Annotated in this window: 20 protein-coding genes; 11 read left to right on the plus strand and 9 right to left on the minus strand. The window is 66.5% G+C overall.

The window, feature by feature from the left end:
• Positions 1-8 precede the first annotated feature (8 nt).
• The 3 genes from mmsB to G481_RS0102820 all read left to right on the plus strand — a co-directional run bounded on the left by mmsB (position 9) and on the right by G481_RS0102820 (position 1,816).
• Positions 9-881 (plus strand): 3-hydroxyisobutyrate dehydrogenase, encoded by an 873-nt coding sequence (gene mmsB / locus G481_RS0102810; protein WP_028028650.1) that lies wholly within the window; start codon positions 9-11, stop codon positions 879-881.
• Positions 882-1,526 (plus strand): Crp/Fnr family transcriptional regulator, encoded by a 645-nt coding sequence (locus G481_RS0102815; protein WP_028028651.1) that lies wholly within the window; start codon positions 882-884, stop codon positions 1,524-1,526. It abuts the gene before it with no gap.
• Between the two features lie 83 nt (positions 1,527-1,609).
• Positions 1,610-1,816, plus strand: a complete 207-nt coding sequence (locus tag G481_RS0102820; protein ID WP_028028652.1) for a YgaP family membrane protein — start codon at positions 1,610-1,612, stop codon at positions 1,814-1,816.
• A gap of 99 nt (positions 1,817-1,915) precedes the next feature.
• Here G481_RS0102820 and G481_RS0102825 read toward each other — a convergent pair whose 3' ends face one another.
• Complete coding sequence (locus G481_RS0102825) at positions 1,916-3,097, minus strand: NAD(P)/FAD-dependent oxidoreductase (RefSeq protein WP_245594912.1); 1,182 nt, start codon at positions 3,095-3,097, stop codon at positions 1,916-1,918.
• A 179-nt stretch (positions 3,098-3,276) separates the two neighbouring features.
• Between G481_RS0102825 and G481_RS22680 the strand changes: the two genes are divergently transcribed.
• Positions 3,277-4,086, plus strand: a complete 810-nt coding sequence (locus tag G481_RS22680; RefSeq protein ID WP_161630503.1) for a helix-turn-helix transcriptional regulator — start codon at positions 3,277-3,279, stop codon at positions 4,084-4,086.
• Positions 4,087-5,064: 978 nt separating this feature from the next.
• Here the strand turns inward: G481_RS22680 and tsf are convergent.
• Both tsf and rpsB read right to left on the minus strand, forming a co-directional pair.
• A complete protein-coding gene (gene tsf / locus G481_RS0102835) occupies positions 5,065-5,973 on the minus strand; it encodes a translation elongation factor Ts (RefSeq protein ID WP_028028654.1) in 909 nt (302 codons plus the stop codon).
• An 81-nt stretch (positions 5,974-6,054) separates the two neighbouring features.
• The gene (gene rpsB, locus G481_RS0102840) at positions 6,055-6,810 is read right to left on the minus strand and encodes a 30S ribosomal protein S2 (protein WP_028028655.1); all 756 of its coding nucleotides are present in this window, start codon (positions 6,808-6,810) and stop codon (positions 6,055-6,057) included.
• Between the two features lie 551 nt (positions 6,811-7,361).
• Between rpsB and G481_RS0102845 the strand changes: the two genes are divergently transcribed.
• Positions 7,362-7,967, plus strand: a complete 606-nt coding sequence (locus G481_RS0102845) for a nucleotidyltransferase family protein (protein ID WP_028028656.1) — start codon at positions 7,362-7,364, stop codon at positions 7,965-7,967.
• A gap of 49 nt (positions 7,968-8,016) precedes the next feature.
• Here G481_RS0102845 and G481_RS0102850 read toward each other — a convergent pair whose 3' ends face one another.
• The 4 genes from G481_RS0102850 to G481_RS0102865 form a co-directional block, all read right to left on the minus strand.
• Entirely contained in the window at positions 8,017-9,879 is a 1,863-nt protein-coding gene (locus G481_RS0102850; protein WP_028028657.1) for a Hint domain-containing protein, read from the minus strand.
• 684 nt (positions 9,880-10,563) lie between these two features.
• Positions 10,564-11,541, minus strand: coding sequence for a quinone oxidoreductase family protein (locus tag G481_RS0102855; RefSeq protein WP_028028658.1), 978 nt, complete (start codon positions 11,539-11,541; stop codon positions 10,564-10,566).
• A 27-nt stretch (positions 11,542-11,568) separates the two neighbouring features.
• Positions 11,569-12,387, minus strand: a complete 819-nt coding sequence (locus tag G481_RS0102860; RefSeq protein WP_028028659.1) for a 2-keto-4-pentenoate hydratase — start codon at positions 12,385-12,387, stop codon at positions 11,569-11,571.
• A 57-nt stretch (positions 12,388-12,444) separates the two neighbouring features.
• Positions 12,445-13,128, minus strand: coding sequence for an NnrU family protein (locus tag G481_RS0102865; RefSeq protein WP_028028660.1), 684 nt, complete (start codon positions 13,126-13,128; stop codon positions 12,445-12,447).
• A 171-nt stretch (positions 13,129-13,299) separates the two neighbouring features.
• Here G481_RS0102865 and G481_RS0102870 point away from each other — a divergent pair, with 171 nt between their 5' ends.
• From G481_RS0102870 to rpe, 3 genes are all read left to right on the plus strand, one after another.
• Positions 13,300-13,902, plus strand: a complete 603-nt coding sequence (locus tag G481_RS0102870; RefSeq protein ID WP_028028661.1) for a superoxide dismutase — start codon at positions 13,300-13,302, stop codon at positions 13,900-13,902.
• A 159-nt stretch (positions 13,903-14,061) separates the two neighbouring features.
• Complete coding sequence (locus tag G481_RS22685; RefSeq protein ID WP_211235172.1) at positions 14,062-14,778, plus strand: metallophosphoesterase; 717 nt, start codon at positions 14,062-14,064, stop codon at positions 14,776-14,778.
• A gap of 77 nt (positions 14,779-14,855) precedes the next feature.
• Positions 14,856-15,548 (plus strand): ribulose-phosphate 3-epimerase, encoded by a 693-nt coding sequence (gene rpe / locus G481_RS0102880; RefSeq protein WP_028028662.1) that lies wholly within the window; start codon positions 14,856-14,858, stop codon positions 15,546-15,548.
• A gap of 195 nt (positions 15,549-15,743) precedes the next feature.
• Here rpe and G481_RS0102885 read toward each other — a convergent pair whose 3' ends face one another.
• Complete coding sequence (locus G481_RS0102885) at positions 15,744-16,211, minus strand: DNA polymerase III subunit chi (RefSeq protein WP_028028663.1); 468 nt, start codon at positions 16,209-16,211, stop codon at positions 15,744-15,746.
• A complete protein-coding gene (locus G481_RS0102890; protein WP_028028664.1) occupies positions 16,211-17,674 on the minus strand; it encodes a leucyl aminopeptidase in 1,464 nt (487 codons plus the stop codon). Before G481_RS0102890 ends, G481_RS0102885 begins: the two co-directional genes overlap by 1 nt.
• A gap of 140 nt (positions 17,675-17,814) precedes the next feature.
• Between G481_RS0102890 and lptF the strand changes: the two genes are divergently transcribed.
• Genes lptF through G481_RS0102905 form a run of 3 tightly spaced genes read left to right on the plus strand, consistent with a single transcriptional unit; the run spans position 17,815 to position 22,165 of the window.
• A complete protein-coding gene (lptF, locus tag G481_RS0102895) occupies positions 17,815-18,936 on the plus strand; it encodes an LPS export ABC transporter permease LptF (RefSeq protein WP_028028665.1) in 1,122 nt (373 codons plus the stop codon).
• A complete protein-coding gene (gene lptG, locus G481_RS0102900; RefSeq protein WP_028028666.1) occupies positions 18,933-20,033 on the plus strand; it encodes an LPS export ABC transporter permease LptG in 1,101 nt (366 codons plus the stop codon). Before lptF ends, lptG begins: the two co-directional genes overlap by 4 nt.
• Positions 20,033-22,165: an LPS-assembly protein LptD gene (locus G481_RS0102905; protein WP_051294256.1), complete on the plus strand. Its 2,133-nt coding sequence runs from the start codon at positions 20,033-20,035 to the stop codon at positions 22,163-22,165. The genes lptG and G481_RS0102905 overlap by 1 nt, the downstream gene beginning before the upstream one ends.
• Position 22,166: the final 1 nt, after the last annotated feature.

Genomic DNA, 22,166 nt, shown 5'->3' on the forward strand with positions numbered 1-22,166 from the left:
GAGGATACATGAAAATCGGATTTATCGGACTGGGCAACATGGGTGGCCCGATGGCGCTGAACCTGGTCAAGGCCGGGCATGAGGTGACAGGCTTTGACCTTGCCGCCCCGATGCCCGAGGGCGTCGCCAAGGCCGCAACCGCCGCTGCGGCCGCCACGGGCGCCGATGTCGTCATCACCATGCTGCCCAATGGCGCGATCCTGCGCTCGGTCGCGGCCGAGGTGATCCCGGCGATGACGGCAGGCGCGGTGCTGTGCGATTGCTCGACGGTCGATGTCGACAGCGCCCGCGCCGTCGCGGATCAGGCCGCCGCCGCCGGGCTGGGCGCGCTGGATGCGCCGGTCTCGGGCGGGATCGGCGGGGCCTCGGCTGGCACGCTGACCTTCATGGTCGGCGGCTCGGACGACGCCTTTGCCAAGGTCAAGCCGCTCTTTGACATCATGGGGCAAAAGGCCGTGCATTGCGGTGCGGCCGGGGCCGGCCAGTCGGCCAAGATCTGCAACAACATGATCCTTGGCGTCACCATGATCGCCACCTGCGAGGCTTTTGCGCTGGCCGACAAGCTGGGCCTTGACCGGCAGAAGATGTTCGATGTGGTCTCGACCTCGTCGGGGTACAGCTGGTCGATGAACGCCTATTGCCCGGCACCGGGCGTCGGGCCGAAATCGCCGGCCGACAATGCCTACAAGCCCGGCTTTGCCTCGGAACTGATGCTGAAAGACCTGCGCCTGTCGCAGCAGGCGGCGGAATCGGCCGATGCCGACACGCCGATGGGTCAGCTGGCCACTGCGCTTTACACCCAGTTTGTCGAATCCGAAGACGGCAAGGGCATGGACTTTTCCGCCATGCTGCCCCGGTTCGAAAAGCGCGGGCGCGGCTGAATGGGCTGGACCGGCAGCGCGCTTCCCGATCTGGACGCGGCCGACCGCGCCTGGCTGGATGCGCTGCCGGTTCACGACATCGCGCGCGGCACCCGGCTTTTTGCCGCTGGCGACAGCGCCCGCAGCTTTGCCGTAGTGCTCAGCGGTCGGGTGGATGTGCATCTGACTGGCCCGTCGGGGCGCGAGATCCTGCTTTATGCCGTCGAGCCGGGCCAAAGCTGCGTGCAGACGACGCTGGGCCTGTTGGGCGATGCCCCCTACACAGCCGAGGCCCATGCCGCCACCGATTGCCGCGTGGTGCAGATCCCGGCCGCGCAGTTCCACGACCTGATGGACCGCGCCCGCCCGTTTCGCCGCTTTGTCTTTGGCAGTTTCGCGGCGCGGATGGCCGACATGACGGCACTGCTCGAACGGGTCGCCTTTACCCGCGTCGATCCTCGCCTGGCCGCCGCGCTGCTGGACCTGGAACAGGGCGGCACCGCCCATGTCACCCAGGCCGACCTGGCCGCCCGGATCGGCACCGCGCGCGAGGTGGTATCGCGCCGGCTGGACGCCATGGCCCGGCAGGGCCTTCTGCAAACCGATCGCGGCCGTATCCGGCTGATCGACCGCGCCGGGCTGGAACGGCTGGCCAATCCCGCGTGATCTTGTCACAGACAGCGCCCGTCTGCGGCGCTAGACTGGATACGACTGCCAGATCCGGCAGGTATCGGGGAAAGGACACCCTCATGTTCAAGACCAATGTCGGCGGCATCGACCGTATCCTGCGCATTGTCGTGGGCGTCGCGTTGCTTGCAGGCTTTTTCCTCAATCCCGGCGCATCCATGCGCTGGCTGTATCTGATCGGCCTTGTGCCGCTGCTGACAGGCCTGTTTTCCACCTGCCCGCTTTATTCGATCTTCGGGCTGAACACCTGCCCGATGAAAAAGTCCTGATCCTTTCGCCTTGAGGCAAATATCCTCGGGGGGTCCGGGGGGCAGACAGCCCCCCGGTTCCGGCGCCTGCCACCCCTAGACGGGGCCGCCGGTCTTGCCTCAGACGATGGCACGCTCAAGGAACGGCCGCCCTTCCAGCACCCGCTCGACGCCCAGCTCGGACAGATCGAGGCTGCGGTAGGCGCCATGCAGCACCAGTTCCGCCATGCCGCGCCCGATGGCCGGCGCCTGCTGCAAGCCGTGCCCCGAAAAGCCGTTCAGCACATAAAGGTTCGCCCGCGCCGGATGGCGGCCGACGATCGCGTTCTGGTCCAGCGTGTTATAGTCGTAATGCCCGACCCAAAGCCTTTGCACCTTGCAGGCGTCGAACCCTTCGGAGCGCTGATACAGCATCGGCCAGATCACATCCTCGAACAGATGGGCCTCGGGCTCGAAATCGTCGACATCGCAAGGGCCATCGCCTTCGGGCACCGTCGCGCAGATCCAGCCTTCATGCTCGGGGCGCATGTAATAGCCCAGATGGTCGATGATCAGTGGCGCATCCGGGTGCCGCGCGTTCGGTGCGTCGATCACAAAGACCGTGCGCTTGCGCGGCTCGACCGGGATCGGCACGCCTGCCCAATCCATCACCCGCGCCCCGCGCGTGCCGGCAGCGTTGATCACCGACCCGCAGGACAGCACCTTGCCCGAGGCCAGCCTGACCGCCGTGATCCGGTCGCCCGCCATCTCGAAGCCGACCGCCTCGTCGTGCACGAACTCGACCCCCTGGCGCCGCGCGGCGGTGCGAAAGCCGCCCAGCAGGCCCATGTTGTCGAACCAGCCCTCGTCACGCGCGCCATAGCTGCCCGCCGTCAGGTCCTCGACATTCATCCAGGGAAACAGCTGGGCCACGCCTTCGGGCGGCAGAACCTCTGTCACCGCGCCCATGCCGCGCTGCATGGCGGCGATTTCTTCCATCACCGCCGGCGCATCGGGCGTTGCGCCCAGGAACAGATAGCCGTTTTCCTTGAGCCCCAGATCGCCCTGCCCAGGCTCCAGCGCCAGCTCCTCGCCGAAGTTGCGGATGAAATCGACCCCGAATCGCGAGATCGCCACATTCACCGGATTCGAAAACTGGCTACGCACCGAGGCGACCGACAGCGCCGTTGCGGCCTTGGCATAGCTCGGATCACGCTCGATCACGGTTACGCGCAACCCTGGCGAGAATTTCGTCAGCCACCAGGCCACCGAGGCGCCATGGACGGCCCCTCCGATCACGATCACATCACGGCTGTTCTGCAAGGTTCTCTCCATCACGACGGTCAGGCCGCCAATCCAGGCCGCCGCCGCATGGACAGGGGCGGTCCGACCCCTGTATTAGGGGAAACGGGATGAGCACGACAAGCCTTGCGCACAATCAATATCGGCAGCAGCCGGCTGCTGATGTTCTGCAGGCATTGCCGGCAGGGGGAGGTCTTCATTTGAGCAACGCCTTGGCTCATATGCAACGAATTGCCAGCGCCCACACGCCGGAAGAATTGTGGGCCCATCTTCTGGTGGCGCTGGCGGAATACGGCTTCGACCGGGTGAATTACGGCGCGACCCGGCAAGGCCGGGCCGACTCGCTGGGGGACATGCTGGATGCGGTCTTTCTGTCGAACCATCCGCGCAACTCGATGTCGGACTATTTCGACATGGGGTTCTTCATGCGCACCCCGATGTTTCGCTGGGTGACCACCCACACCGGCGCCTGTTCCTGGCGTTGGGCCGAGGAAGAGCGGCGCGCAGGCCGCCTGTCGGCCGAAGAGATCGCCGCCCAGGACATGGGGCGGAGCGCAGGCATGGTCGCCGGATATTCGATCAGCTTTCCCGACCCGCTGCCCCGCAACCGCGCCGCCATGGGCCTCGCCGCGCGCGAGGGGCTGACGCAGGACGATATCGACGCGCTTTGGCGCGAGCGCGGCGATGAGATCCATGCGATCTGCCTGATGATGCATCTCAAGATGCAGGGCATGCCGTTTCCGATCCAGCGCCGCCCGCTGTCGCCCCGCCAGCGCGAGGCGCTGGAATGGGTGGCCGAAGGCAAGACCACGCTGGATATCGCCACGATCATGGGCATCTCGCCTGCCATGGTGGAAAAGCACCTGCGCCTTGCGCGCGAGGTGCTGGATGTCGACACCACCGCCCATGCGGTGGCCAAGGCCGCCTTGCTCAACCATCTGTTCGCCGGAAATGTGACCGAGGCGGGCAAGCTGGGCCCCCGGCCCGAAGCTGACCAGATGGACAGGTAGGGTTTCCCTGACTATCGTGACGCAAGGTAATATGACACCCTGTTCATGTTCCATGAGTGGTGGCGAAAGCCAGGGACGGCAGATCGGGTCGGCGTATTTCAAGGCCGGTCTCCTGCAAGCCGGGCAACCGGTGATCGGGTCGGCAGGTGCATTTCAAGCCTGCCGACCCATCCTAAAAATCCAGATAACGCATATAAATCAATGAATTACTTGGTATTTTTCATGTGTCGGGTAAGGATTTCCAGACTATCCCGACGGCATGATTGCCCCTAAACCACCTGCATTCAGTCTTTGGCGGCATCCAGTCAAAACTGCCTTGTCCCCGCGCGTATTTCAGGCGGGGTCCCCGGCCGGCATTCCCGGCTCCCGCTCGCGCCCTGCTCATCCCCAGATGAGGGCGCAAAGGAAACGGAGCAGCCCTTGCGGGCTGCTCCGTTTTCTGTTGGACCATCGCTCTGCCCGCCGGAACGGCGCTTGGATGGCAGGCCAAGGCTGCCATATTCACGCCCCCTTTGATCGCATTCTGTCGCTGGTGACAGACAGGGTGATGAAGGCGCAAACAGGGATAAGAGCGCTTGCCCCTGGACTGCTTTGCACGCGGGGCCCGCCGGCCACCGCGCAGGCAAAGGATGCGGGATGCAAGATCCATGCCTCTGGCCTTGCCATCACAGCAGGCCCATGCAGCGTCAGCCCCCTGCGCAATGGCCGCCATGACGGACGGCAGCGACGCCGCGCGCGCCAGCAACGTCAAGACCCTGGATCAGTCGTTGGCATCAGGACGCTTCGGGCAAGCGCCTCCCGGTTCAGATGGGAACACGTTATCCAGAGGGCGCGTCTGGAAAGCCCGGATGCTGGGGCAACCGTTCCCATGAAATCTGCGCCTGGTGATGACAGACCTCGCCCAAGGAAAAGGGCCCTGCAGCACGACACTGCAGGGCCCCGTTCGTCACACTGACTGGGGCCGAAGGCCTGAAAGGCTCAGCGGGCGTTCATCTTCGCGACTTCGGCGGCGAAGTCTTCTTCTTTCTTCTCGACGCCTTCGCCGACAGCCACACGGGCATAGCCGGTGATCTCGACGCCGGCTTCCTTGGCCGCCTGTTCGACGGTCAGGTCCGGGTTGATCACGAAAGCCTGACCCAGCAGGGTGTTTTCCGCCAGGAACTTCTTCATCCGGCCCGGGATGATGTTGTTGTGGATCACCTGTTCGGGCTTGGGCTTGGCCGAGGCCGCGTTTTCTTCCAGCGCCTTGGCGGTCTGGACCTGCAGCTCGCGCTCGACCACGGCCGGGTCAAGGGTGGCTTCCGACAGCGACAGCGGCGCGGTTGCAGCGATGTGCATCGCGAACTGCTTGCCGATTTCCTGCGCCTTGTCGGCCGGGCCTTTCAGGGCGACCAGCACGCCGATCTTGCCCATGCCTTCGGTCGCGGCATTGTGGACATAGGACACGACGGTGTCGCCTTCCAGAACGTGCATGCGGCGGAAGGTCATGTTCTCGCCGATGCGGGCGATGGCATCGGTGATGACCTGCTCGACGGTCTGGCCGTTCAGGTCGGCCGCCTTGACCACCTCGACCGAGTCGCCGGTTTCCAGGGCAACCTTGGTCACTTCGCGCACCAGTTGCTGGAAGTCGGCGTTCTTGGCGACGAAGTCGGTTTCCGAGTTGATCTCGATCGCGACGCCCTTGCCGTCCGAGACGGCAACGCCGATCAGACCTTCGGCGGCCACGCGGTCCGCCTTTTTCGCAGCCTTGGCCAGACCCTTGGTGCGCAGCCAGTCGATGGCGGCTTCGAAGTCGCCAGCAACCTCGGTCAGCGCCTTCTTGGCGTCCATCATGCCTGCGCCGGTCACTTCGCGCAGTTCCTTAACCATCTGAGCCGTGATCGTCATGCGGCTTCTCCCTTGTCTGAATTACGGAATCGGGCGGGGAATACCCCCGCCCGGCAACAATCCGGTGACGGGCGGACCCGATCAGCCTTCGACGGCTTCTTCCTCGGGCGCTTCGTCCAGCGCGCCAAGGTCGATGCCGGCAGCGCCCATCTGGGCGGTCATGCCGTCCAGAGCCGCGCGGGCGACCAGATCGCAGTACAGCGCAATGGCGCGGGCCGCGTCATCGTTGCCCGGGATCACATGGGTGACGCCCTTGGGCGAGCAGTTGGTGTCGACCACGGCGACGACCGGAATGCCCAGCTTGTTGGCTTCCAGAACGGCCAGATCTTCCTTGCCCACATCGATCACGAACAGCAGGTCCGGCACGCCGCCCATGTCGCGGATCCCGCCCAGCGAGGCGGTCAGCTTGGCCTGCTCGCGCTCCATGTTCAGGCGCTCTTTCTTGGTCAGGCCTTCGGCGCCCTGAGCAAGCTGCTCGTCAATGGCTTTCAGGCGCTGGATCGACTGGGAGACGGTCTTCCAGTTGGTCAGCGTGCCACCCAGCCAGCGGTGGTTCATGTAATACTGCGCGCATTTCTCGGCAGCTTCGGCAACCGACTTCTGCGCCTGGCGCTTGGTGCCGACGAACAGGATGCGGCCGCCACGGGCGACGGTGTCGCGCACGACTTTCAGCGCCTGATCCAGCATCGGAACGGTCTGCGTCAGGTCAAGGATGTGGATGCCGTTGCGGTCGCCGTAGATGTATTCGGCCATCCGCGGGTTCCAGCGCTGAGTCTGGTGACCGTAGTGAACGCCAGCTTCGAGCAGCTGACGCATGGAGAAATCGGGAAGCGCCATGGTGGTTCCTTTCCGGTTTGCGCCTGAGCAAGGGATTCAGGGCCAGTGCCCCAACCGGTGGACCTGCGGGGATGTCTCCCCCGCAAGGCCCGCCCTTGCCTGTGAAGTGCCGCGCGATTAGCCCGGATCGGCCGAGGATGCAAGCGCGAAACACAAAGCCGCACCACACGGGGCCGCCATGGATGCAAAACCGGACTGTGCGCCGCCCTGCCAGCCCGGATCGGCGGATCGGCCGGCCTGTCCCCGCCGTCTCTTGGCCGCACGGGGTGCACCGCCCTGGGGCAGCTGGCCATGACGAGAGGTCAAGGGCCGATCCCGATCCAACGGCCAAGAACCTTGCGATTCATCTTGTGCCGCGACAAAAAGGGGATCGCGTCCTGGACATGTCAGGATCACGGCGTTCAGCCCAGGCCCCCTGGCGCCACCAAGGATGGTCAAGGCCGCCATGATCCAGCTTTGCCGGCCGCATGCGGGATAGTTGACACGGAACACCTGCGGCAGGCCTGGTGCAAACGCACTGGCCTTGCCCAGTCTCGGGGCTTTGCGCACAGATGCCGCATGGCAGCGACGTCAGGATCCTTGTTCTTGCGGCCGGAGCCAGCCGCCGGATGCAAGGGCGTGACAAATTGCTCGAGCCTGTCGCGGGCATGCCCCTGCTGCGCCGGCAGACCATGACTGCCCAAGGTGCAGCGCAGCGCGTGCTTGTCACCCTGCCCCCGGATCGCCCGTTGCGGCTGGCCGCGCTGCAGGGTCTGCCGGTCGAGACGGCGATCCTTGCCGATGCGGCCGAAGGGATGGCGGCGTCGATCCGGCACGGCGCGCGGTGGGCGGCGGGGGCCTCGGGGCTGATGATCCTGCCTGCCGACATGCCCGATCTTGACGCGAAGGATCTGGCGCGGATGCTGGCACGCCATGACAGCGCGCCAGCCGCGATCCTGCGCGGCGCGGCCAGCGATGGAACGCCGGGACACCCCGTTCTGTTCCCCGCCGATCTGTTCCCCGACCTTGCGGCGCTGAGCGGCGATGAAGGCGCGCGGTCCGTGCTGGCCCGACATCGGGACCCTGTGCAGCTGGTCACCCTGCCCGGCGATCACGCGCTGACCGATCTGGATACGCCCGAGGCCTGGGCCGCTTGGCGCGCGGCGCACCAGACATAGAAACGGGGCCTGCCCCCCCGGCAAGCCCCGCTTCCGCTGCATAACCTTGTCAGCGCGCCAGCAGCAGCGCCTCATGCCGTTTCAGGGTGCGGCGCGCGGCCGAATAGGCCTCGATCCCTTCGGGCTGTTTCAGGTCGGGGAACAGCTCGAAAATTTCGGTCCGCTGCGCATTGCCCATGCCCTTCAGCGTCTGATCGCCCGGCTGGAACGTCTCGGTCCAGGCGCCGTTCGACAGCACCACCTCGTGGCGGTCGCACATGAAGTGGATATAGGCCGTCCCGGCCGAGGCAACCGACTGGATCCCCTCGCCAACCAGATGCTTGGCAGCGACCAGAACCTCGTGCTCGTCGAAATACAGCGCGGTGCGGTCGTTCGCCACCAGCAGGCGGTGGTTCGGGCTGACCATCATGTCACGCTCGGGCAGGCCATGCCCCAGGCTGCCCTTGCGCACCAGAACCGGGCGCAGGTGCGGCGCCAGCGCGAAATCCGCCGCCGACATGTCGCGCCGACCCGTCCAGCGGATTTCCTGGATGCCGTTGTCGCGCGTGATCACCCGATCACCGATCTGCAGTTCTTCCACCCGAACCTCGCCGCGCGGGGTGGCGATCAGCGTGCCCGGCGTGAAGCAGGGGATGACATGTTCGATATTCACGAACCGCGTGGTTCCGACGACATTTCGGTCGCCATCAAGGAAGGTGACGGTGCCGTTCTCGGGGTTGTCCGAGTCGTAGCTCACACGCAGCGGGCCTGCGCCGGTCAGATCGAGGACGTCGTAATCGTCGCCGCCTTCGCCGCCGTCGATATAGTCCCCGGCGGAAATGCTGGTAAAGGTGTCGCGGTCATCGCCGCCCAGCATGGTATCGGCACCGGCACCGCCCGACAGCGTGTCATTGCCCGCATCGCCCGTCAGCAGGTCATTGCCCTCGCCGCCCGACAGGCTGTCATTGCCCACATCGCCCAAGAGCGTGTCATCACCCGCACCGCCATAGAGCGTGTCGTCACCAGCCCCGCCGCTCAGCGTGTCGGCGCCATTGCCGCCATAGACCTCGTCGTTGCCGGTTCCGCCGAACACCGCATCATCGCCTTCGCCGGCATGAACGGTATCGTCGCCATCGCCCGCAATCACGAAGTCATCGTTCGGCGCGGCCCCCGACAGCAGCGCATCGCCGTTGTCGATCATGTCGCCGTCGTTGTCGCCGGTATAGCTGGTGTCGATCAGATCGCCACCCGCCGTGCCCCAGACGATGCCATCACGCTCGCCGCCGCCGGTGTTGTCGATCGTGTCCGAGAACGACAGATATTCCGCCGTCCCGTTGAAATGCGTGTCGATCCCGGCCAGCGTGTTGGGCGGGGAATTCGACTGCCCGCCGCCAACCATCCAGTTCTGGTTCTCGCCGCCCATGTCCATGGTCAGGGTGTTCGGCACGTCATCGCTGAACAGGGTGCCCTGGGTATGGTTGACGATCACCAGCTTGCCAGGCTCGGCGCCGCCGTAATTCCACGAATAGGACAGCTCGACCACATCGCCGGGGCTCAGGAAGCCGGCATCGGTCGCATAGGTCACGGTTTCGGTGGCCGTTTCATGGCTGATCAGGATCGAGCCATCGGCCTGCACCTCGACCCGGAAGCCGCCGCCATCGGCCAGACCTTCGCTGTCGCGCGACAGCACGGTGTTTGCGCCGGTGCCGACATGTTCGGTCTGGGTGAACTTGATCCCCAGCGTGCCACGATCCATCTGGAACGTGTCCGAGGTATAGATCTTGGCGATGTCGTTGACACCGTCCAAGTTGACAACCCCGCCCGAGGCGTAGGCGCCATTCATGTAAAGCCCATCCTGCGCGCCGTTGTCCAGCGCCGCATCCCGGATGGAAGTATCCGTATCATTGAAATTATACAGCGCGAAAACCGGCATCGCTCTTTCCTCTCATCCGGCCTCGGCCACAACGCCGACAACCGCCCGTTTCACCAGCGACTGTCCGAATGGACAACCGTTCAGGCGAGAGCCCCCGATCAGAGGCCCCCGTCGGACCATCGGGTGGAGAGGAGTTCGGCGCATGATTGTCCTGCCGGGCCGCAAGCGGCCCGGACTGTCTGACGACATGTCCGATTCCAGTGGGGCGCAGACCTGCCCCGATTTCACCACCACGACCGCCCCCACGGTCCACTCGTACGCCCCAGCAAGGCTAAGGAATTACTAACGCCCCCGACCTGGTGGCAAAAGCGAAAAAGTGTCAGGACTGAGGCACATAGGCCTTGGGGCGCAACCGGAACGCGAACTGCGCAAGGCTTTGACAAAAGGCGCTGTTTCCTGGCTGGAAATACTTGCAGGCCCCGGACGGGACAAATTGTGGCAAAATCAGGGCAAACCTTGCAGAACCTGCCCTGCGCCGCGATCGTATTCGCAGCCTCCGGGAAACAATGCCGCTCGCGCAGAAGCTGACCAGGGTCATTTACCACGACTGCATGATCTTGCCACAAAGGCCGGGGCGCCGTTTCCAGACGGTGCAGAATCTGTGCGGCAAGGCCGGTTTGTTGACGATCGGCGATGTCCCCCCGGACGCAGGGCGCGAATCGGGACGATCCAGGACCGCGCCGGTCAGGGCAGCAGGACCACGCCGCCCGGGCTGCGCTGCGCCTCCAGCACCTCATGGGCCCGGGCCGCATCGGCCAGCGGCAGGGTCAGGGGGGTGATCGGGCGGATCACGCCGGCGCGGAACGCCTCGAACACCTGGGCCGACAGGGCGGCCAGACGATCATCGCTGCGGATATAGTGGAACACGATGGGCCGCACGAGCGAGACCGAGCGCACCGCCAGATCCGAAGGTGTCAGCGGATCGACCGGCCCCGAGGCCTGACCATAGTTCACCAGCGTGCCTTCGAAATCCAGACAGTCGAGCGAGCCGCGAAAAGTCTCCTTGCCGACCGCATCATAGGCCGCGGCCACCCCGGCCCCGCCGGTGATCTGGCGCACGCGGGCAACGAAATCTTCCTCGCGGTAAAGGATCGTATGATGCGCCCCGGCCCGCTCGGCCACCGCGGCCTTTTCGCGCGTGCCGACAGTGCCGATGACCGTGGCGCCCAGATGGCGGCACCAGCTGCACAGCAGCTGCCCCACCCCGCCGGCCGCCGCATGGACCAGCACGGTCTGACCCGCCGTGACCCGGTGGGCGCGGCTGACCAGCACGCTGACCGTCAGCGCCTTCATCAGCGTTGCAGCCAGCTCGGCATCGGGGATCGCATCGGGCAGCGCGATCGCCTCGGCCGCCCGCAAGACGCGATGGGTGGCATAGCCGCCATACCGCCCGCTGACCCAGCCGACCCGCTGGCCAAGGCGCAGGCCGGTGACCCCCTCGCCCAAGGCCTCGATGACGCCGACCGCCTCGATCCCCGGAATGCCGGGCAAGGCCAGGGTGCGGTAAAGGCCCGAGCGGACATAGCAGTCGTGGAAATTCACCCCGATGGCGGTATGGCGCAGCAAAATCTCGCCTGGCCCAGGCGCGGGGCGCGCGGTTAGCGACAGCTTCAGCACACCGGGCCCGCCGAAGTCGTTCAGAACGATGGCCTGCATGGTCATGGCGGGGATCCTTTCAAAGCTGGGACGTCAGAGAAAGCGCAGGGTCAGGCCCGGCAGCGCCAGCCCTTGAAGATGGGTGGTCCAGATCTGGCCCGGGACAACCGGAAAGGCCCGGGTGACCGTGCCGGTGGTGATGATGTCACCCGGCAAGATCCCCCGCCCGAACGGGCATTCGGAAATCCCGTCGACAAAGTGGCGCAGCGCCGAAAGCGGGCTGTCCAGCACATTGGCCGCATGGCCCCGGTCCTCGGTCCCGTCATCGCAGCGCAGGGTCAGCGTAAAGCTGGCCAGATCCCTCAGCAGCGGCGCGGGCGCCTGTCCGGCCAGCCCTAGCCACGGCCCCAGCACATAGGCCCCATGCAACGCGCCCGCCGCCATCGTATCCACCGGCCGAAAGACCCAGCCGGGATAGGGCGACTGCACGATCTCGACCCCATGCGCCACGGCGTCGAAGCAGCCCAATAGCGCGGCCTCGTCCATCCCCGGCGTGGGCGTGCGGCTGATGCGAAAGGCGATCTCGGGCTCGATCCGCGGCTCGTGCAGATGGGCGATGCGGCAGTCGGCTTGCGCCCCCGTGGCAATCGTCAGCCCGCTGTCATACATCACGCCCCAGATCGGCGCATGCACATCGTATTCGTCCCAGATGGTTCGGTTGGTAAAGCCGATCTTCCAGCCGATCGGCCGCTCGCCCCGCGCGATGCGGCGGCCCATCAGGTCAAAGGCGATGCGATAGGCATCAGGGACCGTCAACGCGGGTTCGGATGCTGTCAGCGGTGCAAGAGGCGCGGCAGTGTCGAAGGCGTCCAGCAGGGCCGACGCATGGTCACGGATGCGGTCCTCGGTCATCTTCCCCCCCCTGACGGCGCTTTCGGGTGATAGTCGCGCCCGCGCCCGGCAGCAAGCCTAGGGGGCTGGCGTCACGCCGATCACCGGCAGATGCAGGTGCCAAAGCAACGCCCAGATCGCCACGGCCAGGATCAGCCTGCGCCAGGGCGGCGCAGCCCGCGGATGCCAGCGCCCGGACAGCAGCGCGCCAAAGGGCACCAGCGCGGTTCGCGCCGCAAGCCGATGCCACGCGGCATCGCCAAGGGCACGGCGCTTGCGCCGCTCGACCAGCGGCAGTCCGGCCAGCGCCATCGCCAGGAAGGTTCCGAACAAAAGCACATGCGCCAGATCGCCATTGGCCAGCAGATGCGCCCCTGCCCACAGCGCCAGCGCCCACAACAGCGGCTGGCGCGTCAGCCCGGCAATTCCGGGACGCGCAGGATCAAAGCCCGGGGCGCGCCCCTCGAAGGCAAAGGGGTTCGGCGCCCCGATGCCAAGCGTTGCCAGCAGAATCGCCCCCGGCACGGCAAGGTTGACCACCCAGCGATGCCACGGCGCCTGATCCCAGATCGGGACAAAGGGCGCCCGCCCGGCCGCCACGATCAGCCACCAGAACAGCCCCAGCGAGACCAGCGAAAAAACAGTGACATAGCCCGCCATGCCCAGGCGCAGGACCAGCGCCTGCCGCAGCCCCAGCGCCGCAGGCACCCGGTGCGAGGCGAGAAACACCAGCATGGCAAGGGTGAATTCGATCCAGTCCATTGCCCTCTCCTGCGCCTGCCCCGATGATCGGGCAAGGCCAAACCGCTGAAATCGCCCCGTCAAGACGTGCAAGCACTGGCCGACACCCCCCTGCCCCAGCGCCTCGCCCTTGACCTCGGTGCGCGGAAAGCCCTTATTCGGGGCAGCCGACCAACCCGAAAGGAAAGCGCCATGACCTTCAAGCTCCCCGATCTTCCCTACAAGTACAACGCCCTCGAACTGCTGGGCATGTCGATGGAAACCATGGAGTTCCACCACGACCTGCACCACAAGGCCTATGTCGACAACGGCAACAAGCTGATCGCCGGCACCGAGTGGGAAAACAAATCGGTCGAAGAGATCGTCGTGGGCACCTATCAGGCCGGTGCGGTCGCGCAGAACGGCATCTTCAACAATGCCTCGCAGCACTGGAACCACTGCCTGTTCTGGGAAATCATGGGCCCGGGCGATGACAAGAAAATGCCGCCCGAGCTGGAAAAGGCCCTGACCGAGGCCTTTGGTTCGGTCGCCAAGTTCAAGGAAGATTTCGCCGCCGCCGGCGCCGGCCAGTTCGGCTCGGGCTGGGCCTGGCTGGTCAAGGACAAGGACGGCGCGCTGAAGGTCACCAAGACCGAAAACGGCGTCAACCCGCTGTGCTTTGGCCAGACCGCCCTGCTGGGCTGCGACGTGTGGGAACATTCCTACTACATCGACTTCCGCAACCGTCGCCCGGCCTATCTGTCGAACTTCCTCGACAAGCTGGTCAACTGGGAAGCGGTCGCGGCCAAGCTGTAAGTGATTTCCCGAAGGGGAGTTCTGAAAGGCCTGCCGGGGGTGACCCTGGCAGGTCATGTCATGGGGGGCTATGCCTTTGGCATCTAGCCTGGTCTGCGCCTGCGCATCGCGCGCTGGCAGATCACGCCCCGGGGCTGGACAGCCGGGCCGCTGCGGCTGGTGATCTTGTCGGCCCTGCATCTGGGCAGGCCCCCTGTCGGGCTTGGGCGGCTGGAGCGGATCGTCGCGGCCGCCCATGCGCTGGAGCCCGATCTTGTGCTGTATCTGGGGGATCATGCGGCTGGGCACCGGTTCGTGACCGTGCCGGTCCGTATTGCCGGTGCCGCCCCGATCATTGCGCGGGCGCGTGGGCGGATGGGCCGTTATGCGGTGCTGGGCAATCACGACTGGTGGGACGACCTCACCGCACAGCGCCAGGGGGGCGGGCCCAACCTTCATGCCACAGCACTGGAACGCGCGGGCATTCCGGTCCTGTCAAACCGTGCGGTCAGGCTGGATGGCTTCTGGCTGGCCGGGGTCGAGGATCAATTGGCGATCTTCGGGGGCAAGGGACGGTTCACCGGACTGGACGACCTGCCCGGCACGCTGGCGCAAGTGACCGACGATACGCCGGTGATCCTGATGGCGCATGAGCCTGACATCTTCGTGCAGGTTCCGGCCCGGGTGGCGCTGACGCTGTCAGGCCATACGCATGGCGGCCAGGTGCGGCTGTTCGGCTGGTCCCCCGTGGTGCCGTCACGCTATGGCAACCGCTTTGCCTATGGTCATGTCCAGGAAGACGGGCGCGATCTGGTCGTTTCGGGCGGCATCGGCTGTTCGATCCTGCCGGTGCGCCTTGGCAGCCCGCCCGAAATCACCGTGGTCGATCTTGCCTGACGCGCCTGCCTTTTCGCTTTCCCCCCCGCCCGATCCTTGGGAAAAGCGCCACAGGGAATCATCCGGGGGATGCCGCCATGGCCTTTGACCGTTCCATCAAGATCGCGCCGTCGATCCTGTCCGCCGATTTCGCCGATTTCGGGCGCGAGATCCGCGCGATCGAGGATCAGGGCGCCGACTGGGTGCATGTCGACGTGATGGACGGACATTTCGTCCCGAACCTGACCTTCGGCCCCCCGGCGGTTGCGGCCTTTCGCAAGCATGTGAAGACGGTGATGGACGTGCATCTGATGATCGCGCCCGTCGATCCCTATATCGAGGCCTTTGCCAAGGCCGGGGCCGATATCATCACCGCCCATGTCGAGGCAGGCCCGCACATTCACCGCACCCTGCAAGCCATTCGCGCGACAGGGAAAAAGGCAGGTGTCGCACTGAACCCGGGCACCCCGGCCGACTCGGTCGCGCATCTGCTGGACCTGGCGGACCTGATCTGCGTGATGACGGTCAACCCCGGCTTCGGCGGGCAGAAGTTCATCGACATGACCGGCAAGGTGCGCCAGCTGCGCGCGATGATCGGCGATCGGCCCGTGCATATCGAGATCGACGGCGGCGTCGATCCGGGCACCGCGCCGGGGCTGGTGGCCGCTGGGGCTGATGTGCTGGTGGCAGGCTCGGCGGTGTTCAAGGGCGGCTCGGTCGAGCGGGCGGATGTCTATGGTGCCAACATTGCCGCGATTCGCGCGGCGGCGACCGGCGCGCTGGCCGGCTGAACACAGAGAGGGGGACCAGTCCCCCTCTTGGCCCGTGCCGGGCCAATTCACCCCCTGGGGTATTTGGGGAAGGTGATGTGTGCAGACAGCGGGCTGCCGCTGCCAGATCGCGCGCGCCTGCCCCTTCACCTTTCTGCAAATACCCTCTGACATCGCCGCCCCGCGCGCGATCGGGTCGGGGGCGCGGCCGCGGCGTCAGGTCTTGCGTTTTGCCGTCTGCATCTGCCAGCGCCCCGAAGCCTCGGACCAGTATTCGGCGTCGGCCCCGGCGCCGGTCAGGGTGCGCCATTGGACGCGGGCCGTTTCCACCGCAGCCGGATCCGAGCCGTCAAACACGATCCAGGCCCGTTCCAGCGCCGCCACCTCGTCGGCGCTGACATCGGCGCCGTCCAGCGCCAGCAAGGCGCGGGCACCGTTCGGCATGGCTGTCCCTTGGGTCAGCAAAACCGGCTGGTCGGCATCATGCGGCCCGCCGGCCAGACCATGGGGCAGGAAGCTGTCCTCGGGGTCGAGCCACAGCCGTTCGTCCAGCCGCTCGAGCGCGGCGCGGTTTGCACCGCGGATCACCACGCGCCAGCCCATTCCCAGCGCGCGGGTCACGTTCAGCCGCACCACATCCTCGGGCGAGGATCGCGTCAGGTGAAAGAACAGCGCGTGGCCCATCAACCCTCGCGCGCGGCGATCAGGTGGTTGATCGCGCGCACGCCCCAGCCGGTCGCCCCCTTGGGCGCAAAGGCGGTGTCCGCCTTGGTCAGGGCGGTGCCGGCAATATCAAGATGGATCCACGGCATGTCCGGCCTGACGAAGCGTTGCAGGAAGCAGGCCGCGACGATGGACCCCGCATCGCGCGCTCCGGTCGAGTTGCGGATATCGGCAATGTCGGATTTCAGCTTGGCGTCATAGGCCTCGCCCAGCGGCAGGCGCCAGGCGCCTTCGGACTCGTGCCGCGCCGCCTTCAGGAATTCGTCGCAGAATGCATCGTCATTCGAGAACACGCCGGTATTTTCATGCCCCAGCGCGATGATGACGGCGCCGGTCAGCGTGGCCAGGTCGATGATCCCCGAGGGTTTGAAGCGCTCTTGCGCGTACCACAGCACATCGGCCAGCACGAGGCGGCCTTCGGCATCGGTATTCGTCACCTGGATCGTGTCGCCCTTCATCGAGGTCACGACATCGCCCGGACGCTGCGCCCGGCCCGAGGGCATGTTTTCCACCAGCCCGACCAGACCGACGACATTCGATTTCGCCTTGCGCAGCGCCAGCGTGCGCATGACCCCGGCCACGACGGCAGCGCCGCCCATGTCCATGGTCATGTCCTCCATCCCTGCGGCCGGCTTCAGCGAGATGCCGCCCGAATCGAAGCAAACGCCCTTGCCGACCAGCGCAAGCGGGGCTTCGTCGCCGCCGCCGTTCCAGCGCATGACAACCACCTTGGACGGGCTTTCGGACCCCATGCCCACCGCCAGCAGGGTGCGCATGCCCAGCTTTTCCAGATCCTCTTCTTCCAGGATCTCGACGTCCAGCCCCAGTTCCTGCATGGCGGCCAGTCGGGCGGCGAAATCAAAGGTGTTCAGGATGTTCGACGGCTCGGACACCAGATCGCGGGTGAAGAACACGCCTTCGGCCACCGCCGCCATCGGGCCGGCCTTGGCCGCGACCGCCTCGGGGTCCGACACCATCATGCGCACGGCGCCAAAGGGCTTTGCCGCCTCGGATTTGCGATCCGAGAAGCGATAGGCCCGCAGCGCAAGACCAAAGGCCACTTCGGCAGCGCGGTTGATGCCGGCGGCAAGGACCAGCGTGTCCGCCTCGCCCAGCCGGGCGCCGATCGTGGCGCCGGCCTTGCGCGCGGTGGCGGTGTCGGCGCGGGGGTCCAGCTTGACGATCTGCAGCGCCTCGGCCGCAAGGCCCGCGGGCCAGGCCAGGTCCAGCGCTTCGCCCGGTTTGAGCTTGTCGAAGGCCGGCGAGGCCAGTGCCCGATCCACCGCCCCCTTGGTCAGCCGCGAGAGCGCGCGCGTCACGGCCCCCTTGCCCTGCCCGGCCGTCAGCAGCACCAGCCGCCCGGTCTGGGTGGCAAGCGATGCGGTATCAAGCGGCAGGAACTGAATCGCGACGGGGCTGGTCATGGCGGTCTCCCTGAGATTTGGCCGAAGCCTAGCGGTGCGGCGAGACCTTGGCCAGAGGCCGCCGACGGACGAATCCGGGTTTTCGCGCGGGGCGTTCCGGTCTAGGACAGGGCGTTTGCTACCTTTGGGGGAAGGTCTTGCTGTCGCGATTCGACAGATACCTGCTGTCGCAGCTGCTGATGCTGTTCGGCTTCTTCTCGCTTGTGCTGGTGGCGGTCTATTGGGTGAACCGGGCGGTGACGCTGTTCGACCGGCTGATCGGCGACGGGCAGACGGCGCTGGTCTTTCTGGAACTGACGGCGCTGACACTGCCCAATGTGATCCGTCTGGTGCTGCCGGTGGCGGCCTTTGCGGCCTCGGCCTATGTGACCAACCGGCTGAGCACGGAATCCGAGCTGGTCGTCATGCAGGCGACCGGCTTTTCGGCGTTCCGGCTGGCGCGGCCGGTGCTGGCCTTTGGCCTGATCGTGGCGGCGATGATGGCGGTGCTGGTCAACGTGCTGGTCCCGGCCAGCCGCGTGGCGCTGGACGTGCGGCAGGCCGCGATTTCGGAAAATGTCACCGCCCGCTTCCTGCGCGACGGGGTGTTCCAGTTCCCGGCCGATGGCGTGACCTTCTATATCCGCGAGATCACCGAGACCGGGGAGCTGCGCGACATCTTCCTGTCGGATGCGCGGTCCAGCACCAGCCGCACCAGCTATACCGCCAAGCGGGCGCTGCTGGCGCGCTCACCCAGCGGGCCCAAGCTGGTGCTGTTCGAGGGCATGGCGCAAACCCTGACGCTGGACGATCTGCGGCTGGCGGTCACCCGGTTCGAAAATTTCACCTATGATCTGGGCGCCGTGCTGTCACCCACAGCGCTGGGTCTGCGGGACGAGGCCTCGCTGTCCACCGCCGCACTGCTGCGTGCCGGGCCCGAGGAACAGGCGCTGACCCGCAAGTCCCGCGCCCTTCTGCTCTATGAAGGGCACTACCGGATCGCGCAGCCCTTCCTTGCGACGGCCGCTGCCCTGATCGGGTTTTCCTCGCTGATGGTTGGCGCCTTCAGCCGGTTCGGGCTGTGGAAGCAGCTGCTGGGCGGTGCGCTGGGGCTGGTGCTGGTGCAGATGGTCGCGAACAGCACCGAAACCCTGGCCGTGCGCGATGAACGGCTGTGGCCGCTGGTCTGGGCGGCGCCCCTGGTGGGTGCGGGGCTGTCGCTCGTGCTGCTATGGCTGTCGCAGCGCCCGCATGGGCTGTTCCGGCGGCGGAGGCCGGCATGAAGCTGGGGCTGTATCTGGCGCGGCGCTTCCTGATCTCGGTTGCCATCGTGGCGGCGGTGTTCGGGGGGATCTTGCTGCTGATCGAGATGGTGGAACAGATCCGGCGCTTTGCCGGCAATCCCAATGTCGGGCTGGGGCAGGCATTCCAGATCGCGGCGCTGAACCTGCCGGGGGGCCTCTATCGCATCTTGCCGCTGGTCGTCATGCTGGGGGCGGTCGCGATGTTCCTGGCGCTGGCCCGATCGTCCGAGCTGGTGGTGATCCGGGCCGCAGGACGCTCGGCCATCCGGGCGCTGGTCGCGCCCGCGCTGACAGCCTTCCTGCTGGGGCTGGTCGCGGTCGCGCTGATCAATCCCATGGTGGTGGCCACCAGCCGGGTGGCTGACGATGTGGCCTCGTCGCTGGCCCGCGATGGCAGCCAGTCGGTGCTGTCGGTCAGCCAGGAAGGGCTGTGGCTGCGCCAGGGCAACCCCGATGGCCAGACCGTGATCCGCGCCGCGCGCGCCAACCTGGATGGCACGCATCTGTTCACCGTGACCTTCCTGAATTTTGACGCCAGCGGTCAGCCCGTCTCGCGCCTGGAGGCGGCCGAGGCGGTGCTCTCGCCCGGGGCCTGGACGCTGAACACGGTCAAGAGCTGGCAGCTGGACACCCCCAACCCCGAGACCGCCGCGATCCATGCCGAAACCGAGATGCTGCCCACCGATCTGACCGCCAGCAAGATCCGGGAAAGCTTCTCGGCCCCCGATGCGGTGGCGATCTGGGATCTGCCGGGCTTCATCGCAGGGCTGGAACGCGCGGGCTTTTCGGCGCAAAAGCACCGGGTCTGGCTGCAGCGCGAACTTGCGCTGCCCTTGACCCTTGCGGTCATGGTGCTGCTTGCGGCAGGCTTCACCATGCGGCATGTCCGGTTCGGACGGTCGGGCACGATGGTTCTGATGGCGGTTCTGGCGGGGTTCGCAATGTTCTTCCTGCGCAACTTCGCGCAAGTTCTTGGGGAAAACGGACAAATCCCGGTGGCGATGGCCGCCTGGGCGCCGCCTGCCGTGGCGCTGATGGCCTCGCTTGGCTTGCTGCTGCACCTGGAGGATGGCTGATGCGCGCCCCCCGCCTTGCCGCGATGATTCTGGCGCTGGGGCTGGCCCTGGCACCGGCGGCCCGCGCCCAGGACGCCGGGGCGGCCACGCTGGTGGCCGACAGCGTCCGCATTGCCGGCAACCGCACCCTGATCGCGCGCGGCAATGTCGAGATCCTGTATCGCGCGACACGCCTGAGGGCGGCCGGTGTCAGCTATGACCGCACCAGTGGCGCGCTGACGATCGAAGGGCCGATCGTGCTGACCGATGACAGGGGCAGCGTGGTTCTGGCCGATTCCGCGCAGCTGTCGGACGATATGCGCGACGGGATCCTGACCTCGGCGCGCATGGTGATGGACCGCCAGATGCAGATTGCGGCGGCGGAGATGCAGCGGCTGGGCGGGCGCTATACCGTGCTGTCGCGCGCTGTCGCCTCTTCGTGCGAAGTTTGCGCCAAGCATCCCACGCCGCTTTGGGAAATCCGGGCCCGCCGGGTGATCCATGACCAGCAGGAACGCCAGCTCTATTTCGACAGTGCCCAGCTGCGCGTGGCCGGGGTGCCGATCTACTGGGTGCCGCATCTGCGCATGCCCGACCCAACCCTGACGCGGGCGACCGGGTTCCTGATGCCCAGCCTGGTCAGCACCTCGCGTCTGGGAACCGGCATTCAGGTGCCCTACTTCATCCGGCTTGGGCAAAGCCGCGATCTGACGCTGACGCCGTTCCTGGCCTCCAAGGACGTGCGCTCGCTGGGGATCCGCTATCGCCAGGCGTTCCGCACGGGCGAAATTGCCATCACCGGCGCCCTCAGCCATGACCGCGAGGTCACCGGCCGGCGCGGCTGGCTGGCCGCCGAGGGGCGCTTTTCGCTGCCCGACGGGTTCGAATTGCGCTTTGCCGGCGAGACGATCAGCGATCCGGCCTATTTCCGCGACTATGGCCTGTCTGACAAGGACCGGCTGGAAAGCTCGCTGGTGGTCAGCCGCACGCGGGTGGGCGAACATATCGGCGGGCGGCTGGTGCATGTGCATTCGATCCGTTCGGGCGAGGTGAACGCCACGCTGCCGCAGCTGTCGGCCGATGTCGGCTGGACCCGGCGCCTTGCCCTGCCCGGCCTTGGCGGCACGGCAACGCTCAGCTTCGAAAGCCACGCGCACCGGCGCTCGTCGGATGCGGACATCCTCGGGCGCGACGTCGCGCGCGGCACCTTGTCGGCCTTCTGGCGGCGCGACTGGGTGGGGCCTGCCGGCATACTGGCGGCCGTCGAGACCGGCGCCACGATCGACCTGCACAAGATCTCGCAAGATTCGACCTGGCCCAGCCAGATCACCACCGTGACCCCCGCGGCCCTCGTCGAGCTGCGCTGGCCCTGGGCGCGCACCGATGGCGCGGGCAATGCCGATGTGATCGAGCCGGTGATGCAGCTGGTCTGGTCGCGCCTTGCCCAGACCAACAACGTGCCGAACGAAGACAGCACGCTGATCGAATTCGACGAAGGCAACCTGTTCGGCTTTTCGCGGTTTTCCGGCGCCGACCGGCGCGAAGGCGGCACCCGGGTCAATGCCGGGCTGCAATGGACGCGTCAAAGCGCCAGCGGCTGGAATGTCGTGGCCAGCGCGGGGCGCGTCTACCGTCTGTCGGGCACCGGCCAGTTCACCGCGGCCTCGGGCCTTGCGGGGCGCAAATCCGATTGGGTGACCGCGCTGCATCTTGCCGCGCCGAACGGCACGCTGTTCCAGGGCCGCGCCGTGTTCGACGACCGCCTGACCCTCGCCCGCGGCGAAATGCGCCTGGCGATGGAGCGCGACCGCTTCGGCCTGGCCGCCGGCTGGCTGTGGGCCGAGGCAGATGCCGCGGAAAACCGGCTGACCGATACGGCGGAATGGGTGTTCGACGGCCGGATCAAGCTGTCCGACAGCTGGAATGCCAAGGCCCTGGCGCGCCATGACTATCGCGCGCGCCGCACCACCGCCGCCGCCCTTGCGCTGGAATTCGTCAACGAATGCCTGCGCATGGACGTGACGGTCAAACGCAGCTTCACCTCGTCCACCACGGTGCAGCCCTCGACCAGCATCGGCCTGTCGGTTGATCTGCTGGGCTTTGGCAATGCGCGATCGGCGGGAACCGCCGCCGGCAAGTCCTGCCGCTACTAGG

This window comes from Gemmobacter nectariphilus DSM 15620 (genome assembly GCF_000429765.1).
Classification (GTDB): domain Bacteria; phylum Pseudomonadota; class Alphaproteobacteria; order Rhodobacterales; family Rhodobacteraceae; genus Wagnerdoeblera; species Wagnerdoeblera nectariphila.

Coding starts and splice junctions, on each gene's coding strand:
- mmsB (WP_028028650.1), top strand. CDS start 9: ATGAAAATCGGATTTATCGGACTGGGCAACATGGGTGGCCCGATGGCG.
- G481_RS0102815 (WP_028028651.1), top strand. CDS start 882: ATGGGCTGGACCGGCAGCGCGCTTCCCGATCTGGACGCGGCCGACCGC.
- G481_RS0102820 (WP_028028652.1), top strand. CDS start 1,610: ATGTTCAAGACCAATGTCGGCGGCATCGACCGTATCCTGCGCATTGTC.
- tsf (WP_028028654.1), bottom strand. CDS start 5,973: ATGACGATCACGGCTCAGATGGTTAAGGAACTGCGCGAAGTGACCGGC.
- rpsB (WP_028028655.1), bottom strand. CDS start 6,810: ATGGCGCTTCCCGATTTCTCCATGCGTCAGCTGCTCGAAGCTGGCGTT.
- G481_RS0102845 (WP_028028656.1), top strand. CDS start 7,362: ATGCCGCATGGCAGCGACGTCAGGATCCTTGTTCTTGCGGCCGGAGCC.
- G481_RS0102850 (WP_028028657.1), bottom strand. CDS start 9,879: ATGCCGGTTTTCGCGCTGTATAATTTCAATGATACGGATACTTCCATC.
- G481_RS0102855 (WP_028028658.1), bottom strand. CDS start 11,541: ATGACCATGCAGGCCATCGTTCTGAACGACTTCGGCGGGCCCGGTGTG.
- G481_RS0102860 (WP_028028659.1), bottom strand. CDS start 12,387: ATGACCGAGGACCGCATCCGTGACCATGCGTCGGCCCTGCTGGACGCC.
- G481_RS0102865 (WP_028028660.1), bottom strand. CDS start 13,128: ATGGACTGGATCGAATTCACCCTTGCCATGCTGGTGTTTCTCGCCTCG.
- G481_RS0102870 (WP_028028661.1), top strand. CDS start 13,300: ATGACCTTCAAGCTCCCCGATCTTCCCTACAAGTACAACGCCCTCGAA.
- rpe (WP_028028662.1), top strand. CDS start 14,856: ATGGCCTTTGACCGTTCCATCAAGATCGCGCCGTCGATCCTGTCCGCC.
- G481_RS0102885 (WP_028028663.1), bottom strand. CDS start 16,211: ATGGGCCACGCGCTGTTCTTTCACCTGACGCGATCCTCGCCCGAGGAT.
- G481_RS0102890 (WP_028028664.1), bottom strand. CDS start 17,674: ATGACCAGCCCCGTCGCGATTCAGTTCCTGCCGCTTGATACCGCATCG.
- lptG (WP_028028666.1), top strand. CDS start 18,933: ATGAAGCTGGGGCTGTATCTGGCGCGGCGCTTCCTGATCTCGGTTGCC.
- G481_RS0102905 (WP_051294256.1), top strand. CDS start 20,033: ATGCGCGCCCCCCGCCTTGCCGCGATGATTCTGGCGCTGGGGCTGGCC.